Raw genomic sequence first — 15,229 nt, 5'->3', positions numbered from 1 at the left:
GATTTTCGCAATGACCTATACGACCCGCGTCGCCCCATCCCCAACCGGCGACTTTCACATCGGCACCGCCCGCACCGCATATTTCAACTGGCTCGCAGCGCGCGCCAGTGGCGGTCGCTTCATCTTGCGCATCGATGACACGGATCTTGCGCGCAACAACCACGCCTCGATCTACGTGATCCACGACTGTCTCGATTGGCTGGGCCTTGCACCCGATGCCGTCTACCGCCAGTCGCACCGGCGCGACATCTATGACGCCGCGGCTGCAAAGCTTCTAGATGCAGGGCTGGCGGTCCGTGCCGATAATGGTGCTGTACTGATGAAGGGTGGGGCGGCAGCCCCTTGGCATGATCTGATTTCCGGCGACCAGCTGCCCAGCGCCAAGGCGCATGATCTGGCGCGTGATCAGGTGCTAATCAAAGCCGACGGCATGCCGGTCTATCATTTCGCCTCCGTGGTCGATGACATCGATCTTGGTGTGAACCTCGTTATCCGCGGCATGGATCATCTGACCAATACCTTCCGCCATGCTGGGCTCTACACGGCCCTCGGAGCCGCGATGCCGGACTTCGCCCATGTCGGCTTGATCACGATGGACGGCAAAAAGATGTCCAAGCGAGACGCCGCGGCAAGTCTTCTGGGCTACCGCGATGACGGCGTCGATCCCGATGGCATGTTGAACTATCTCCTGCGGGTGGGGTGGGGCCCACGTCAGGACGATAAATCGATGAAGATCATCGATCGTGATCGCGCTGTCAGCCTGTTCCTGGATCATGGCAAGATGCGCGCCTCGCCGGCCGCCATGGACCTGCCCAAGCTCGCGAGCTTTGATCGGAAGTACAAGCATATGAAACGGTCCGCCTGATCCTCTGACGATAGGAATGCTTTCGTCTTTTCGCATGACCCGACGACACTGGCGTCTAACAAATATGCGAGATCAAGATGTTCAGATTCCTATCGTCCTTCTTCCCGTCGAAGGCGCCTATCAAAGAGGTTGAAGAAGCGCATCCGGCCGGTGAGACATTGGTCGAGCTCTTCGAGTTTTATCGCTATGGGGGCTCGAACGAAGTTGAACCTGCCGAAGAAGAGGGCGCCCCATGGATGCCTGAGGCAGATGAGACCGCGCTGCAGGAAACGGTACCGTCTGCTGCAGCAGTACCATCCATGGCCGCTTCGCTATTCCGCAGGGCACCTCAGGCTGAGCCAGAGCCCGAGATCGTCGAAAGCGAGAAGGGCGTGCGCTTCAAGCGGATCCCTGTCTCCGATTTCATCGCGAACGACCCGATGATGAAGGATCTCAACCCGTTCTTGAAAATGCAGCCTGAGGCGAAGCGCCCTGAGGAGTATACACTCTTCAGAACCTTGGCTCAGAAGCACAGCCTCGACCTGGACAATCCAAAGCTCAAGGAGCTCATGGAGGATTGGGAAAAAGGATACGCCGAGTACATTGAGGATGCGCGTATCTTTGTTTCCTACAAAGATCAGTTTCCCGGCTTCCGCCGTTTGATCATCGCTGGAGACAACCTATCGCTCCACAGCAAGGCGCTGTCGGTCATCGCGGTAGACGATGACGGGGCGCTCATCAACAAGATGTTGAAGTCCGTTAATCAGGAAGTCGCCCCTCTCAAATCTGTCGCCGAGGCGCTCGAGGTAATTTACAAGGGGCATCCAGACTGGCAAATCTCCCACGGCCGGGGCGATATCGAGCTGAACCGCCATTCGAACAGCGCCCGTGCTATGGCGCTTGAAGGGCTGGAATTCCTTAAATCCGGCGGTCTTTACAGTATGATGGGCGTCGACAGAACGAGCCGACGCGTGATTGATGACAAGCTTCGGCACCAAGTCAAACATATGCTGAAAAACAAAGCCGACAGCCGCCTCAATCTGATGCGCTGGGCCATCGCAGACGCTATGGATCCAGAAGTCTTGCGCATCATGCGTGGGACCGGTCTTACCCAACTGGGTCATGCACAGTGGCTCTGTGGGACACATGGCAGCACTCTGCTCGATCCAGACACGGTCAACACCGAGGCAGCCATCGCCCGCCAGCAGGCCGTAAAAGCCTATCCGATCCTCGCAAGATCCATGCATGAAGAGCCCGCGCTTCGGGATGCGATCGACGCACGTGTGCCCCTTGCACCGGTGATCGCAAAATTCCTGCGCTGTGATGTGAAGGACGTGAAGCGCCTGCAAGGTCTGACTTGGCAGCGTGCCGGCGCGAGCCCGCGCGATCCAATGAAAGAGATCAAGACCCTCCTGAAGCTTCCTCACGATAGACTGCCAACCAGTCGCAAGGAGCATCGTTTCCTGAAGGAGTTGCAGAAGTTCGGCAAAGGGGTCTTCGGGACCTCCATGTCTGAAACGATGCAGCGGGTGGCGCGGGATGGCGATCCTTATAAGATGATGGACAAAATCCTCGCCACCCCGGCCGAGCAGGTAAAGGATGCGGTGAGCTACCTGGCCAACACACTCTATGTGCCCGCGACCATGAACAAGGTCCGCGAAGTTGCCGAAGAGCGCGGCCTTGAGTGGAACGAGACGAATTCCGAACGCGGATATGCCTCGAACAACGACGACTATGTTTCGCCCCGCCAAAAGGCCGTCGATGCTGTACTGGAAGACTTCAAGGTCACTGAATTGCTGGAGCTTTCAACCCGGTATCACCGCAACATCCATCGCTATGCCGATAAGATCCAGAAGATCAGCACGGAAGAAGTATGGGAGCCGCTCGTCGGCGAAGTTGATCTCGGCAATGGCCTGCGCGCACGTGAGCTGAACAGCGCAAAGGCTCTGACCAAGCAAGGGCGAGAGGAAAACCACTGTGTGGGCGGCTACCTCAACACGGTTCTCAAAGGGCGCAACAAAGAAGCGCGGCTCATCTTCTCGCTCGAAACCGAAGAGGGTATTTCGAGCACAGTGGAACTGGATGTGGTGGTCATATCCCGGACGATAAAGAACGAAGATGGCAGTGAACGTGAAGTGCCCAGCCTACAGTGCAAGGTCCGCCAGAACTATGCCTATGACAATGCGGAGCCCTGTGATGCAGCTGAGGAGGCCGCGAAACGGCTCGCCAAGCATATCCAAAGCCTAGAGGTCCATGATCTTGAGCGCTATGCGGATGGGCTTGCGGAGACGCGACACGAACAGGATATGATGAGGCTTTTGCCATTGTCGGTGCGCTCGGCCGGCTACAATCCCTGGGACAGAGAGCACCTTCAGGATGCCTGGGACGAGCTAAGTTCTTTACTGCCGCGCAAAATTCGCAAGTCTGGCCTTGATAAGTTCATCGCCGGGTCAGATATCAAAGGGGAGGAGTTCAAGTTCGTCGAGGGCAGTGCTCCCCGAAATATCTGGGTTCGCCTTGCAGAGGAAAAGGCCGCCGAACTTGAGATTGAAGATGTGCATGGGGATCAGGTTGATGACCCCTTTGACGCAGAGATCGATGCCGCGATTGAGGAAACCGAGCAAGATATCATGTGGGCCGCGCAGTGATGCGTTTGCGAAAACAATAGGAGCGCAGAAATGCACACGATCTATATGGGCGATACCTGTCTTTTGAGGGCGGATCCATTGGCGGCCGAAGGGCCAGGGCCCGGGCAATACAGAGATCTCGCCTATGGTGCCAAGGTTTCTGAGGCCAACAGCCTGGCCTCACTCTTTGACAGTGCGGCCTTCGCGACCCTTAAGGCGGCAGGGACGCTGCCTCTCCAAATCTACGCTGGACGCGGCCGCGCGCTCGAGATTATGGCGGAGGATTCTGATGACGGTGTGGTGATCCTTGTCAAAGATGAGATGGGATCGTGCTTTGATTTTCATGAGGTCACGCTTGGCGCGCTTTTCAACCAACCTGCTTTCGAGGAAGCCTGAACGCAAAGAGACTCATGTGTTTGGAATTTTCGCAATCCTGCCGGAGACTTGCACACAAGCAAGAACCTACAGGATACTCACATGCTCGATGATCGCACTCTTGATAAATTAAAACCCTACGTGATAGCAGCAGCAGTCGCACAGGTTGTAGGCCTCGTCGGAGCCGCCGCACTTTCGAATCTCGCTGCGAATTCTAATGTCGAACATAGTTTCAACGGCATGCTGGATCTTCCCGCAAAGCACTATGCGGCCGAAGTCCTGCTTGGCGCCTCAGATGGAATGAAAGCAAACGGCTGGTCGAATTTTGGCATCGAAGAGCGTCTGGCCGTCGTGAAGGCTGCGACGCAGGAGACGATCCGTGACCAGATGGCACAGGTCTATGATCAGGCCTACGCGCAAGGCATTTCCGGACAGTGGGATGAGGCTGCGCTCAGCGGTTATCTCGAGGTTGTCGAAATGCCCAAGAGCGACATCTACCGGCTGAATCAAGCCACGCTTGAGGGGGATGAGAAGATCAATCCTGAGGCTCTGAATGCCAAGATCGAAGCTGATTATGGGGCGCGGTGGGATGATGTTGGCAAGCATTTCCGCGAAGGCCTTGAAGGCATGATCCATACATCTGTTGCTTCGGTAGAGATCGCGTTTGGGGATAAGCCATACAGTGAGGCACGAAGCATCAGTGAAATGCAGGCGCCGGTGTATCAGGCAGCTCAGGTTATGGGCTTCATGACCAGCGGCCCCAATGAGCCCAACGCCTTGTTGGCCCATGGTGAGCTGGAGGTTGTCGACGCGCGCGTGCCGGTTGAGCGCCTGGCGGTCAATCCAACCGAGAGGGTCGAGGTCGAGATGGGCCGCGAAAAGAGGGCCTTAGATCCCAAGTTTCCCCGGATCGAGATCGCTCTCGCCCCACTTGGCGAGCATGTACAAGATCCTTTTGCTGTTGAATTGACAGCAGAACAAGACATGTCCAACGACGATCCTGACCAACCTAGCTAAACTTGATCAGCAACGTTCCGCGAGGGTCATGACCCAAACATCATCGACCTTCGCAATGCCCATCCAGAGCATCTCCGATCTGAGGATGTTTTCGCGGTGCCCAGGTGAGTCCATCCAGGTCTGTATGATGTTGCCGCTGTTCAATGCATTGCCCTTGGCAATGTTTTCGGCCAGACCGTGCGAACAGCCCGCATCCCGCAGGCGCTCTGCGGCAGAGGAGCCATCTGAGCCCGTATGGCTGAAGGTCCCGTGGCGGGCCATATCCGCGGCGGCGCGATGGGCAGCCTGATCCGCTCCCGCACTTGATGCAACAATCGAGAGGCCCTGGGCGCGGCGGATTTCACTGACTTCCTCAAGAAGGCGAACATGGCCGTTCAACGGAATGCTATGCGGCACGTCATTCGTATATTCCGGCACAGGTGCAGCGGTACATGCTGAAAGGACTGCAGCGCAGGCCAGGGCAAATCCGGTCAATCTCATGAGTTCAGCCTCTATTGATGTTTGTGTAACGTCTATTTTTCGCAAGCTCATATCGCAAGGTCAGCTTGGTGGTTGTCCACATGTCTTCAAGTGTGATCTGCATTACAATAATTTACTACATTTTTCGCAAACGTCTTGCAGCCCAGTTCAGTCTTGGGTATTGCTCAGTCATTGGGTTTTTCGCAAACCCGTCGATTCACTTGAAAGGACAATTTGTGACCGCCCGAGACCCCATTGCACTCAAAGCGCCTGCCGCCTTGCTGGTGGCGAATGTCATTCTCGCGGTGATGGTCCTCAAAGTCTTGAGCGAGAAGGGGGGTCAGAGCTGGGTCTCCATCCTGCAGGACTATGGCTACGCGATGCTGCCCAATCAGGACATTCTCTTCCAGATGACGTCCTATAGCGCAGTTCTGACAGCCTCTGTCACCATTTCAGCCATTCTTATTGGTAAGCTTCTCATGCGCAGTCTGCTGATCGTGACCAACGCCTGACATGGTCCTTTTCCGCCTCATCGAGATTATGGGCGCGCGCGCCTATCAAGCGGTGGCCCAGCTCGACTGGAAAGTCTTCTGGATGCTCACCGCCGCGCATATGCTGGTGACCTATCTCGGCCTGCGGCTGGCAGGCGAGATACATCTGATGGGTATCAGCACCTTTATCTACTTCTATTCGACGACGGCGAGCACGATTGGCTATGGGGACCTGTCGCCAGCGACCGAGCTCGGCAGGGTCTTTGTCTCGGTATGGCTTTTTCCGGGCGCACTCACATTTTTCACTGTTTTACTGGCAAAGGTCTCTCAGACCTCAGTTGCCTATTGGAGGAAACGCATGGATGGATTTGGCGATTACAGCGCCGAAAAGGGCAAAACGGTCATCATCGGGTTGCACCCAAAGGCCACTCAACGCGTGATCATCGATCTACTGGCAGGCGGTCTGCAGCCCCGCGACATCATTCTCATGACCACCAAGGTTCCGGCCTTTGATACCAGCGAGCTGCACTATGTTAGATCCGAAGATCTGGTCGCCGAGCGTGATCTGCGCAGGGCAGGGGTCATGCATGCGAAAACGGTTCTCGTTTTTGCAGAAGAGGATGACACCACATTGACCGCAGCCATGGCTGTTTCATGGTTGGTTCCCGCCGCACGGGTCGTTGCAGCCCTCGAATGCGATGTCAAAGCACGCCTGCTTGGCGCCCATACTAAGGTGGTGCCAGTGGTTTCCCAATCGGCGGAGGTCGTGGCGAGTGAGGTTCTCGATCCGGGCATTTCCAGTTTCTTCACGGTCCTTGGATCCGCGTCGCAGGATGTTACAGCCTTCCGGATCCAGATCGACATCAAAGAGATCACTGCGGACATGGCCTATAACGCCTTCCGCAGTCTTGGCATGACATTCCTTGGAACCATCCGGCCGGGATTTGATACGCCCTACCTTAACGTACCCGGCGATACAGACCTTACCGGTCGACCGCTGTTCTACATCTCCGCAGAGCGTGTCTCTCCGGAAGCTCTCACTGATGCCCTTCGGCAGCAGAAAACCACCTAAAATGCTTTGCAGCACAGAACTTAATAAAGGATATCAATATGTCTAAGCACGAGAATTTCAATAAACTGACAGCAGCAGAAACCGAGCGCCTGGCCATGCTTTCCGAGGAAGCAGGGGAAGTGGTTCAAGCGGCAACCCAGATGTTGCAAGATGGTCCGTACTCGGAGAATCTCGAAGGGGCGCTGGATGACAACATCGCCGATCTCGGCCGGGAAGTCGCCGACCTCTTGGCCGTCGCAGAGTTCATGGAAGCCGACCTCAGCATTGAGGCTTTCGCGACCTATTTTGCGAAAAATGAATCTGCCTATGAAAGCCCATACTCCGAAGCTTTGATCGAGATGTCGCAACTGGGCAATACAATCGTTGTGAACGGCGTCGATCTGGCGGAGATGGAGCAGCTGCACATCCTGTCGAACAGGGCAGCCAAGATCGTTCAGACCGTGGGAAAGACCCTGCGTCACGGCTTTGAGAGCTATCACCCCGACTTCCCGGAGCAGGACAACAGGCAGCAGTTGACACTGGACCTCTTCGACTTCTGGCTCGCCGTTCATTTTCTGCCGGATGATTTCTTTGAAGATGTGCCTGATGCCTATGAAGAGATCATGGCGCGCAAGATGCGCTATTCCCACCATCAGACACTGAAGGTGGTGGCATGAGCAATCTTCTCGCCGGCGCTGCCATCTCGATGATCTCCGTAGGGGGCGGGCTCTACAACGCAGAGACCGGTCATGGCACCGGCCTTATGGTCTGCGGGATGCTCCTCGCGGTGATCGCTTGGATCATTCACGCAAACCCCACTCAGGGGCGCTGACAGCAAGTGGATGACCACCAGACCCTATCTCAGCCCCAAAGGCTGCACGCAGTGATGCTGGGCGCCCGTGAGGCGCGCCTGGCTTATCAGCGGGGCGAGATCAGCCATGAGGAGCGTATGGCACGCCTGGGGGCGCTCTCCCACCCCAGAGGGGCTGCCCAGAGGCTCAGCGGGCTTCTGGGCCGTTGGCTCAATGCCACAACGACCAAAATCAAACAAATGACGGAATGACAGAATGCAATTCCTACTAATCCTTTTGGGCCTTGGGGCCGCCTTCGGTATGAGTGGCGGGTACAGCAGTAAATCATCGGACCCCTCGGATCCCACAAATCCAGATCCCGTAGAACCAACGCAGCCTGATCCAGATGAACCCGGTCCGGAAGAGGATGGATTCGATATCAGGTCCTATGATGATGGTACTTCAGTCATCGAGACGCTCGATCTCACCAGCGACATCCCCGGGGAAAGGATTGAGGGCACCGAAACAGATGAGCGGATCTCGGGCACTGGTGCAAAAGACATCATGTTCGGCAATGGCGGCGAAGACCGGTTCAGCGGGTTGGGCGGCGATGACATTATCGTATTGGACGGCTCAGAGGGTTACAGCGAGCTTTGGGGCGGTCATGGCGATGACACGTTGATCTCCTCGATCCCGGGTTTTGGCCAGGTCCACGTCGGGGGCGGGGAGGGTGACGATCGCATCGTTCTCGATCTGACCAATGACAGTAATTATGACGGCCATCACGTTTATACTGGCACCGGCAATGATACGGTGGAGTTTGACAATATTGGTCAACTCAACAGCCCGATCCTGGGCCGTATCGAGGACTTTGATATCACCCGCGATGTGATCGTCCTTGAGGGGCAAGAACTGGATCTACACGATCTGCCTGAGGGTATCGATGTGGTCGAGTATCTCGATCAGCAATGGCTTCGCCTCGGAGACCAAGGGCTCTATGCGCTCGAAGGCGCGCGCCATGCCGGTGCTGAAACGCATTTTTCTGAAATGCCCGAAGATCTGTCTGCGCTGCCGGTTGTCGATTATATCGACCAGCAGAACTACGTGCCTCACGGCACTTTCGACGAAGATATCAATATCATGAAGAACACGGACGACTCGATTGCAGGCACCGATGGTGCTGATTGGATTTGGGATGTTCAGAAGACACCCGATGCAGATGGCTTGTTCCGCGCCGGCGATGGGGACGATGTCGTCGATGCCGGTAAGGGCAATGACACGATCTATGGAGGCAATGGCGATGACCACCTGGCCGGGGGGATGGATATGGATCAGGTCCGTGGCGGCGCAGGGGATGACACGCTCTACGGGGGCTCTGAAGACGATCAACTCGTGGGTGGATCCGGCGATGACCTTCTCCGCGGCGGCACCGGCAATGACACGCTGACCGGCGGCTCGGGCACTGATACGCTATATGGCGGGTCAGGGGCGGACACCTACCGCTTTGACAGCGGCGATTTGCAGGTCTGGAACGACTTGGAAGGATCGGACGCAGAAAAATACGCGCAACTCGATATTATTAAGGATTTCACATCTGGAGAAGATGTTATCCAGTTTGGTGATGGGGTGAGCCTCGACAGTTTCGCGGATCTCGATATCAGCGAGGTGACGATCGACGATGAGGCGATGTTCTCGGTGAGCCTGCAAGAAACAGGTGAGCGTTTTCTCGTAGAAATGGGAGACGATCAAGAAAGCGATCTGACTGACGAGACCAATTTCATCATCTGATCTAACCGGGGCAGGGGCGGCGAAACTCCGCAGTGCTGCTTGTCTGCCCCGCGCCGCTGCTCTACATGCGGCCCAAAGTATGACCAACAAATGAAAGGCGCGACGTTATGAAAAATGCCCTGGTAACCGGAGCCGGCGTGCGCCTCGGCCGTGCAATGGCGCTCTATCTCGCTGGCCGCGGATATGACGTCGCTGTGCATTATCGCAGCTCTAAAGCAGACGCGCAGTCGGTCGTCGATGAGATCAAAGAGATGGGCCGCGAGGCTGTGGCCGTTCAGGCGGACCTTCTCGATGAAGCACAAACTCAGGCCCTTCTGCCACGCGCAGCCGAAGCGCTGGGCGGTCCCATTACCTGCTTGGTGAACAACGCTTCCATCTTCGAGGCCGATGAGATCACCACGGCCACGCGTGAGAGCTGGGACCGGTCCATGGGCAGCAACCTGCGCGCACCCTTTGTGCTGACCCAAGCCATGGCCAACCAAGGTTTGGAGCGGATCACGGATGAGAACGGGGAAATGCGTGCTGCGGGGCTGATCGTCAATATGATCGATCAGCGTGTCCGCAACCTCACACCAGAGTTCATGACCTATACGATGGCCAAGGTCGCCCTCTGGGGCATGACGAAGACGACTGCCCAGGCCCTTGGCCCCACCATTCGGGTCAATGGGATTGGCCCTGGCCCCACGCTAAAAAGCGATGACCTGACAGATCAGGAATATGCAGATCAGCGCGCTGGCACGATCCTGGGACGCGGGTCAAATCTTGAGGACATCACCGGCGCGCTGGGTTATTTTCTCGACGCGCCTGGCGTTACGGGACAGCTCATCTGCGCGGATGCAGGACAGCATCTCGGCTGATAATTGTTGCCTATCTGTACACAAACCACATCTCTCAGACCGGATTCGCGTACAGATAACCCAGATCTAGTGGTGATCAGACAGGTTCACCCAAGCTCTGCTCAGGACTTTTAGGGGTCAGTTTTTCGGGCTTGAAAGGATCATCCGGTTCAGACCAGATCGACAGGTCCAAGATCTGACGCTCCTGCTCGGGATCCGCACGGCCGGTCAGTTTGCGCGCAGCATTCTTAAGCAGGGCCATGGGCATCATCTGCTTTGCTGCATGGTAGCTCTCAACTTGGGTATAGCTTGCTGCATGGGTCACCGCGAGTGTCATTAGGACTTTCGCGGACCGGAAAGCCGCTTTGTCATGCCGGCCGCTGGCCTCCCATTCATTCTCGAGGACGCGTGCCGCGCGTTCATAAACTGGCCCCAAGAGGCCCATGGGAAGGGGCTTGCCGTTGCGCTCAACCCGGTCGGCGGCTTGCTCGAAGATGCGTTTAGCAGCTGGGCTCTGATCAATACGCTGTTGAGCGAGCACGCGATCCGCGAGTACCTTTCGGACTTCACTGGGCTGGGCCATGACATGTTCGGTGCCGCCGCGGGTGGCGATGTCGGAAGGGACATCGGTGAAGATGCCATCTTTGCCAATCATGACCTTCGAGAAGGCGAGGCCTTCGTTCAGGACATTGTCGAAATCATAGACCATGCCCGCGTCGCGCAGTTCATTGATGGCGTTCCTCATCGGCTGTTTTGTCTGAATGGCATAGGCCGTTACCAGACCACCGGCATCGTGGTAGCCCTTCTGAATTTTTAGAAAACGCGTATCATTCATGGCTGAATCCTCTCTCGGGTCTGATGAAAAAGGGGCGGTAAATACCGCCCCTTTTGATATTCGCAGGTCAACTTGGCGATCAGGCTTCGAAGACGTCTTCTTCCTCGGGCTCATCGTCCCAATCGAAGTTCACTTCGGCACCGTTGTCGAACTTCAGGGCTTCATGGATTTCCTTCAGCTCTTCCAGCTCTTCTTCAGTCGGCACATCAGCCTGGGTCAGGTTTGTCAGTACCGACGCTTCGATGTTGATATCACCGACGCGGCTCTCAGTGTCCCAGGCGTAGGCGAAGGCGGCATATTCATCGCGCATCAGAAGGATATCTGCACCATCTTTGGTATAAATCTTACCCTGCCATTTATAGGCTTCCATAGCATCGCCGGTCACGGCTGCCATGCGGGGAAGAACCATTTCGCTCGCATCCTTATTCTCGTACTTGGCGAGATTCTGTGCGAAGGTTGCAAAGCCAGTATGCGACAAGGCGCGCTTTTCGACAGCCATGACCGGCGTGGTTGTCGCAACCGAGAAGAGGCGGTTAACCAAAGCAATGTTGCCTGCCTGCGCCATAACGGACTGCTGTGCGGCACTCAGACCTTCCGGATCATGAGGCATAGCATCCATCAGATCGCGAGCGGCCTCACCGTCACCTTCATAAGCGGCCGGCATGATAGTGGCGGAAGCTTTCTCATGTTCGGGAGCAAGCATCGCGATTTCAGCTTTCAGGCGGCGCGCCTCAAGTGCTTTGGCTTTATCAGAGCTGGTCAGCTCGTCGCGCGTCAGTTCACGCATTTCGCCAAGGAACGAGTCTGCTTTGCCTTTGACCTTGATATCGGAAAGCACATCTTCCTTGATCCCAATCATCACGCTGCGGAGACATGTCGCCAGACCGTCGATGCCCTTGAAGGATGCATCAGTGAATTCGGTTTTGCGCTCTTCAGGCTCGGCGGGATTTTCGCCGCGATCGACCGCTTCCTGATATTCTTCCTGAGCCTTGGCATTTGCTGCTTCGACCTGAGCCACATCTTCGCGGTGCGCATTGCGCAGACGGAGCGCCCGAAGCGCTGCATCTGTCATGCTGGTGGCATTGACCTTCTTGTCGCTGCCGTCCTGGCGTTTGATCAGGAGATTGATATCATTGGCTGCGAGGCTGTTGATAACCAAACCTTTGCGCTCATCGCCGTTGTTCCAGCTCAAGAGCATATTGCCAGAAATTGCAGGCTTTTTAACCTTTTCCTGGTCGAGCGTTTCTGCAAGCTCCGGCGTTACCGGCACGACCATCGCAGGCATGCCTTCGAATTCGGCACGGATGCCATGGGTTTTGAATGCTTCGTTAATTGTCGGCATGTCTGTCTCCTAATATCTGACTTGAACGTATCTTGCGGCTTGTTTGTGAAAGTTCATAACTCTCAAAAATACTCTCTTCGTCTCTGGTAATAAAATATGTCATTCCGTGTTTTTCGCAAGTGGCGTACCGAGATTTAATCTGGGTTTCCGGACTTATCTTCTGCACTGTGTCATGACTGCAAGGGCCAAGGGCTTACCCGTCTTCCCGACCGAATATCCTACGCCTAACTTCTCCGGGGAGATCAACGTCGCTTAACTCCGCGGCCAAGGCAGCATCGTCGTGATCAAAGATCACCGGTTGCGTGTGATTCTTGGTCTGTACAAGCACCTGTCCGTTCCTGAACTGGATGATACCCGGTTTTTTATGCAGAAGAGCGCGCCCGCTGCCGATAAGGCGCCGGGTCGCCCCGACATCGCGGGTTCCGCTGGGCGCGCAGGGGGGCTTGAGGTCATCCCGGTCTTCCTCGGCCCAATCTTCGAGAAGGGACGGCTGCAGAAACTGACTGATAACCAGGCGATCAAGATCGTATATCGCGGCCATAAGAACGTCTCGTCCGGGGCAGGTGCCCAGCCGGCCATATCGGCCGGAGTACCTGATCCCCAAAGCGGCGTTCGTCGTCATGTCCAGGAAGTCCCACAGACGGATCCCATAACCGCTCCCATCTTCCACGCAATAGATGATGTGGTCGCCTTGAGGATACATGCGCCCTTGGGAGTCCAATGGAGCCAGTATCGCAGACCCATCAGGAAGGTCGTCTTGCTCGGGGTATCTGGGAATTAGAATTGCAGCTTCACGCGCCAGGCTGAACTGCTTTTCCTTGTTGGGAATCTGACGCTCCACTGAACCCCCATAAGTATGTGGCGATAACTTTTTGGAGGATGAGCGCGGTCTCGGCAAGGGGATACTGAGGGATCGGTGGCAAATACCGCAGCTTGTAGTCTTGCGAAAAATCGCAAACTGCATAAATATGGAGGAAACCCGGCAAGGAGCCATATCGTGCAGATCCTTCTTATTCTGACCTTCCTCATTCTCTTCGTATGTATCGTCGCATTTTCGAGCTTCAGCGTCGGCAAGATGGTTGGGTCGCTGAAAGCAAAGCTGAAGTGGCCGGTGCGCGGCGAGCGCCCCTAAACCACAGACTTGAGACGACCCTCGCGTCTATCAGTATGCGCTTTCAGAATCCCGGTGCTATGTGCTTTATATGGCATCAGAGCTAGGGATGCGGCATGCCAGAACATTACACTGCCTTGATTGAGGACCTGATGATCGATGTCCAACGAGCGGACAGCATCGAGAGCAGTTTCTCCAAAATCGGTCTCGCAGGTTTGATCGAAGCACGTGAAGCGCAGGTCTTCAAAGAATTCGAGGGGCGAGGTCGCCCGAACCCCAATCTCCTGAATGCCGCTGATGATGTCTGGCTGCGCTCCATCCTGTCCCATCAGGATAAGGCGATCCGATTGCGAATGGCCATGTGCCTTGGCCTTGGTGCGGAGGGTACGCCGCTCGAGGCCGCCATGCAGCGTTTGGAAGCCTCACCTGACCCCGACGTCATGGTCGATGAGATGCGCTATGGCTATAATGAGGGGATGCGTCGGCGCTTGTCGCTGAAACCTGAGCCTGGTCCGAAGGGCGAAGAGGATGAGAGCGCCTCTGTAAAGGCGCGCATCCGCAAATGCGGCACAGAGATCGTCGATCTCATGCTCAAAGATGCTGTACTGGATCTCGATCGCAAAGCTTTCCTGCGGCACATCAATACGCTGATCCTTCTTGAGGAGGCGGCACTGCTTTGTGGCTCACAGGCTTCATTCGAGGCCAAGGAACTGCGCAAGCTTGCGATTGACTATGCTCTGATGCGGCTGCTTTCCGGGTTTGATCGATTAGGCTCGGCCGGTGTGGATGAGATCACATCGGTAATGCGCCTAACAGGGCGCGCAGCGCGGCTGAGCAATCCTGTCAGCGATGCCCTAGATCGGGTGCAGAAATACGCGGCGCAGATCTCAAAAGATCCCGATGCTCTGGATGCGGCGCGGACTGCGGGACGGCCTCTGCCGGCCAATCCCTCAGATCTCAAAGCCGCGGCGCGCCAGTGTCGTTTGTTCCGTGACCGTGAACGCGCCTGAACAGCACTACCGCGGAAAGCTATCAGATGCGTTATCCGCTGCCCCCACGCTGTCCAACTCAGCGGGCTCTGGGGAAAACATAAATGAGACCAGCAACATCAGGATGAATGTGCGCAGTGATTTTCGCAGGGCCTCAGCGGCTGTTTCGCTGTCGAGGTGCAGGATCAGAAATGCGATCGTCATGGGGCTGACAATGATCAGCATGATTGGCGCTGCATAATACTCCAATGACAAGGCGGCAGAGACTGTCCAGAGCAAAGCTGCAGCGAATGACAGCGGCAGTGCGCTGAAAGTGTGCCACAGGCGTGTGCGCGCGATTTCCAAATCCGAAGGCGGCGTGTCGTCCTTCATAACTGTCACTAGGGGGAAGGGCACCAACTTGAGCAGTTCTGCAACCAGCGCAATAACAAGGCAACAAAGGATCATCGTTAGGATCATCCCCGGCAGACCCCCTAAAAGCGCCATGAGCGTTGGCCCTAAGAGAACCAGCAGAACGATGGGGAATGGACAGATAAGGCTGGCGATGGTCACACGAAGAGCGAGGCTCCCGTCGAATTTGTTGCTCTTGTAGTTGCCCACAGACGCGCCCTTTGCGTAAATATGTTGGTTTTTCATTTTCGCACAATAAAAAGGGGAGGGCGACACGCACCCT

General features: G+C 56.0%; 16 protein-coding genes and 1 pseudogene. 12 read left to right on the top strand and 5 right to left on the bottom strand.

Features of this window, described 5'->3' with window-relative positions:
- The first annotated feature begins 10 nt into the window (after nt 1-10).
- The 4 genes from ACGYLO_RS10955 (at nt 11) to ACGYLO_RS10940 (ending at nt 4,863) form a co-directional block, all read left to right on the top strand.
- Nucleotides 11-865: a glutamate--tRNA ligase gene (locus tag ACGYLO_RS10955; protein WP_394376487.1), complete on the top strand. Its 855-nt coding sequence runs from the start codon at nt 11-13 to the stop codon at nt 863-865.
- A 77-nt stretch (nt 866-942) separates the two neighbouring features.
- Nucleotides 943-3,492 (top strand): hypothetical protein, encoded by a 2,550-nt coding sequence (locus ACGYLO_RS10950; protein WP_394376486.1) that lies wholly within the window; start codon nt 943-945, stop codon nt 3,490-3,492.
- 30 nt (nt 3,493-3,522) lie between these two features.
- Nucleotides 3,523-3,867, top strand: coding sequence for a hypothetical protein (locus ACGYLO_RS10945; RefSeq protein ID WP_394376485.1), 345 nt, complete (start codon nt 3,523-3,525; stop codon nt 3,865-3,867).
- Between the two features lie 81 nt (nt 3,868-3,948).
- Nucleotides 3,949-4,863 (top strand): hypothetical protein, encoded by a 915-nt coding sequence (locus tag ACGYLO_RS10940; RefSeq protein WP_394376484.1) that lies wholly within the window; start codon nt 3,949-3,951, stop codon nt 4,861-4,863.
- 6 nt (nt 4,864-4,869) lie between these two features.
- Here ACGYLO_RS10940 and ACGYLO_RS10935 read toward each other — a convergent pair whose 3' ends face one another.
- A complete protein-coding gene (locus ACGYLO_RS10935; RefSeq protein WP_394376483.1) occupies nt 4,870-5,343 on the bottom strand; it encodes a CAP domain-containing protein in 474 nt (157 codons plus the stop codon).
- Nucleotides 5,344-5,558: 215 nt separating this feature from the next.
- Between ACGYLO_RS10935 and ACGYLO_RS10930 the strand changes: the two genes are divergently transcribed.
- The 6 genes and pseudogenes from ACGYLO_RS10930 to ACGYLO_RS10905 all read left to right on the top strand — a co-directional run.
- A complete protein-coding gene (locus ACGYLO_RS10930) occupies nt 5,559-5,834 on the top strand; it encodes a hypothetical protein (RefSeq protein ID WP_394376482.1) in 276 nt (91 codons plus the stop codon).
- A 1-nt stretch (nt 5,835) separates the two neighbouring features.
- Nucleotides 5,836-6,885, top strand: coding sequence for a potassium channel family protein (locus ACGYLO_RS10925; RefSeq protein WP_394376481.1), 1,050 nt, complete (start codon nt 5,836-5,838; stop codon nt 6,883-6,885).
- A 38-nt stretch (nt 6,886-6,923) separates the two neighbouring features.
- The gene (locus ACGYLO_RS10920) at nt 6,924-7,541 is read left to right on the top strand and encodes a hypothetical protein (protein WP_394376480.1); all 618 of its coding nucleotides are present in this window, start codon (nt 6,924-6,926) and stop codon (nt 7,539-7,541) included.
- Nucleotides 7,538-7,696: a hypothetical protein gene (locus ACGYLO_RS10915; RefSeq protein ID WP_273055573.1), complete on the top strand. Its 159-nt coding sequence runs from the start codon at nt 7,538-7,540 to the stop codon at nt 7,694-7,696. The genes ACGYLO_RS10920 and ACGYLO_RS10915 overlap by 4 nt, the downstream gene beginning before the upstream one ends.
- A gap of 235 nt (nt 7,697-7,931) precedes the next feature.
- Nucleotides 7,932-9,443: a calcium-binding protein gene (locus ACGYLO_RS10910; RefSeq protein WP_394376479.1), complete on the top strand. Its 1,512-nt coding sequence runs from the start codon at nt 7,932-7,934 to the stop codon at nt 9,441-9,443.
- 104 nt (nt 9,444-9,547) lie between these two features.
- Nucleotides 9,548-10,300, top strand: a pseudogene (locus ACGYLO_RS10905) (SDR family oxidoreductase); the annotation flags it as partial.
- A gap of 76 nt (nt 10,301-10,376) precedes the next feature.
- Here ACGYLO_RS10905 and ACGYLO_RS10900 read toward each other — a convergent pair.
- The 3 genes from ACGYLO_RS10900 to ACGYLO_RS10890 form a co-directional block, all read right to left on the bottom strand.
- Nucleotides 10,377-11,114 carry a hypothetical protein gene (locus tag ACGYLO_RS10900; RefSeq protein ID WP_394376478.1) on the bottom strand — a complete coding sequence of 246 codons (738 nt, stop codon included), beginning with the start codon at nt 11,112-11,114 and terminating at the stop codon, nt 10,377-10,379.
- Between the two features lie 79 nt (nt 11,115-11,193).
- The gene (locus ACGYLO_RS10895) at nt 11,194-12,456 is read right to left on the bottom strand and encodes a hypothetical protein (protein ID WP_394376477.1); all 1,263 of its coding nucleotides are present in this window, start codon (nt 12,454-12,456) and stop codon (nt 11,194-11,196) included.
- Between the two features lie 193 nt (nt 12,457-12,649).
- Nucleotides 12,650-13,297, bottom strand: a complete 648-nt coding sequence (locus tag ACGYLO_RS10890; RefSeq protein ID WP_273055563.1) for a hypothetical protein — start codon at nt 13,295-13,297, stop codon at nt 12,650-12,652.
- Nucleotides 13,298-13,453: 156 nt separating this feature from the next.
- On the opposite strand from ACGYLO_RS10890, the gene ACGYLO_RS10885 reads away from it, so the two are divergent.
- Nucleotides 13,454-13,588 (top strand): hypothetical protein, encoded by a 135-nt coding sequence (locus tag ACGYLO_RS10885; RefSeq protein WP_273055561.1) that lies wholly within the window; start codon nt 13,454-13,456, stop codon nt 13,586-13,588.
- 116 nt (nt 13,589-13,704) lie between these two features.
- Nucleotides 13,705-14,577 carry a hypothetical protein gene (locus ACGYLO_RS10880; RefSeq protein WP_394376476.1) on the top strand — a complete coding sequence of 291 codons (873 nt, stop codon included), beginning with the start codon at nt 13,705-13,707 and terminating at the stop codon, nt 14,575-14,577.
- Between the two features lie 6 nt (nt 14,578-14,583).
- Here the strand turns inward: ACGYLO_RS10880 and ACGYLO_RS10875 are convergent, their stop codons facing one another.
- On the bottom strand, nt 14,584-15,192 hold the full coding sequence (locus ACGYLO_RS10875) for a hypothetical protein (protein WP_394376475.1): 609 nt from the start codon (nt 15,190-15,192) through the stop codon (nt 14,584-14,586).
- Nucleotides 15,193-15,229: the final 37 nt, after the last annotated feature.

Origin of the sequence: Sulfitobacter sp. 1A13353, from assembly GCF_043557255.1 — a bacterium.
GTDB lineage: Bacteria > Pseudomonadota > Alphaproteobacteria > Rhodobacterales > Rhodobacteraceae > Sulfitobacter > Sulfitobacter faviae.
The sequence above is the reverse complement of the archived record's forward strand: the minus strand, read 5'-3'. Positions and strand labels throughout refer to the sequence as shown.

What these genes read in the sequence shown, in the direction of transcription:
- ACGYLO_RS10925 (WP_394376481.1), top strand. Translation starts at nt 5,836, where the DNA reads ATGGTCCTTTTCCGCCTCATCGAGATTATGGGCGCGCGCGCCTATCAA.
- ACGYLO_RS10915 (WP_273055573.1), top strand. Translation starts at nt 7,538, where the DNA reads ATGAGCAATCTTCTCGCCGGCGCTGCCATCTCGATGATCTCCGTAGGG.
- ACGYLO_RS10940 (WP_394376484.1), top strand. Translation starts at nt 3,949, where the DNA reads ATGCTCGATGATCGCACTCTTGATAAATTAAAACCCTACGTGATAGCA.
- ACGYLO_RS10935 (WP_394376483.1), bottom strand. Translation starts at nt 5,343, where the DNA reads ATGAGATTGACCGGATTTGCCCTGGCCTGCGCTGCAGTCCTTTCAGCA.
- ACGYLO_RS10895 (WP_394376477.1), bottom strand. Translation starts at nt 12,456, where the DNA reads ATGCCGACAATTAACGAAGCATTCAAAACCCATGGCATCCGTGCCGAA.
- ACGYLO_RS10910 (WP_394376479.1), top strand. Translation starts at nt 7,932, where the DNA reads ATGCAATTCCTACTAATCCTTTTGGGCCTTGGGGCCGCCTTCGGTATG.
- ACGYLO_RS10955 (WP_394376487.1), top strand. Translation starts at nt 11, where the DNA reads ATGACCTATACGACCCGCGTCGCCCCATCCCCAACCGGCGACTTTCAC.
- ACGYLO_RS10920 (WP_394376480.1), top strand. Translation starts at nt 6,924, where the DNA reads ATGTCTAAGCACGAGAATTTCAATAAACTGACAGCAGCAGAAACCGAG.
- ACGYLO_RS10945 (WP_394376485.1), top strand. Translation starts at nt 3,523, where the DNA reads ATGCACACGATCTATATGGGCGATACCTGTCTTTTGAGGGCGGATCCA.
- ACGYLO_RS10875 (WP_394376475.1), bottom strand. Translation starts at nt 15,192, where the DNA reads ATGAAAAACCAACATATTTACGCAAAGGGCGCGTCTGTGGGCAACTAC.
- ACGYLO_RS10950 (WP_394376486.1), top strand. Translation starts at nt 943, where the DNA reads ATGTTCAGATTCCTATCGTCCTTCTTCCCGTCGAAGGCGCCTATCAAA.
- ACGYLO_RS10900 (WP_394376478.1), bottom strand. Translation starts at nt 11,114, where the DNA reads ATGAATGATACGCGTTTTCTAAAAATTCAGAAGGGCTACCACGATGCC.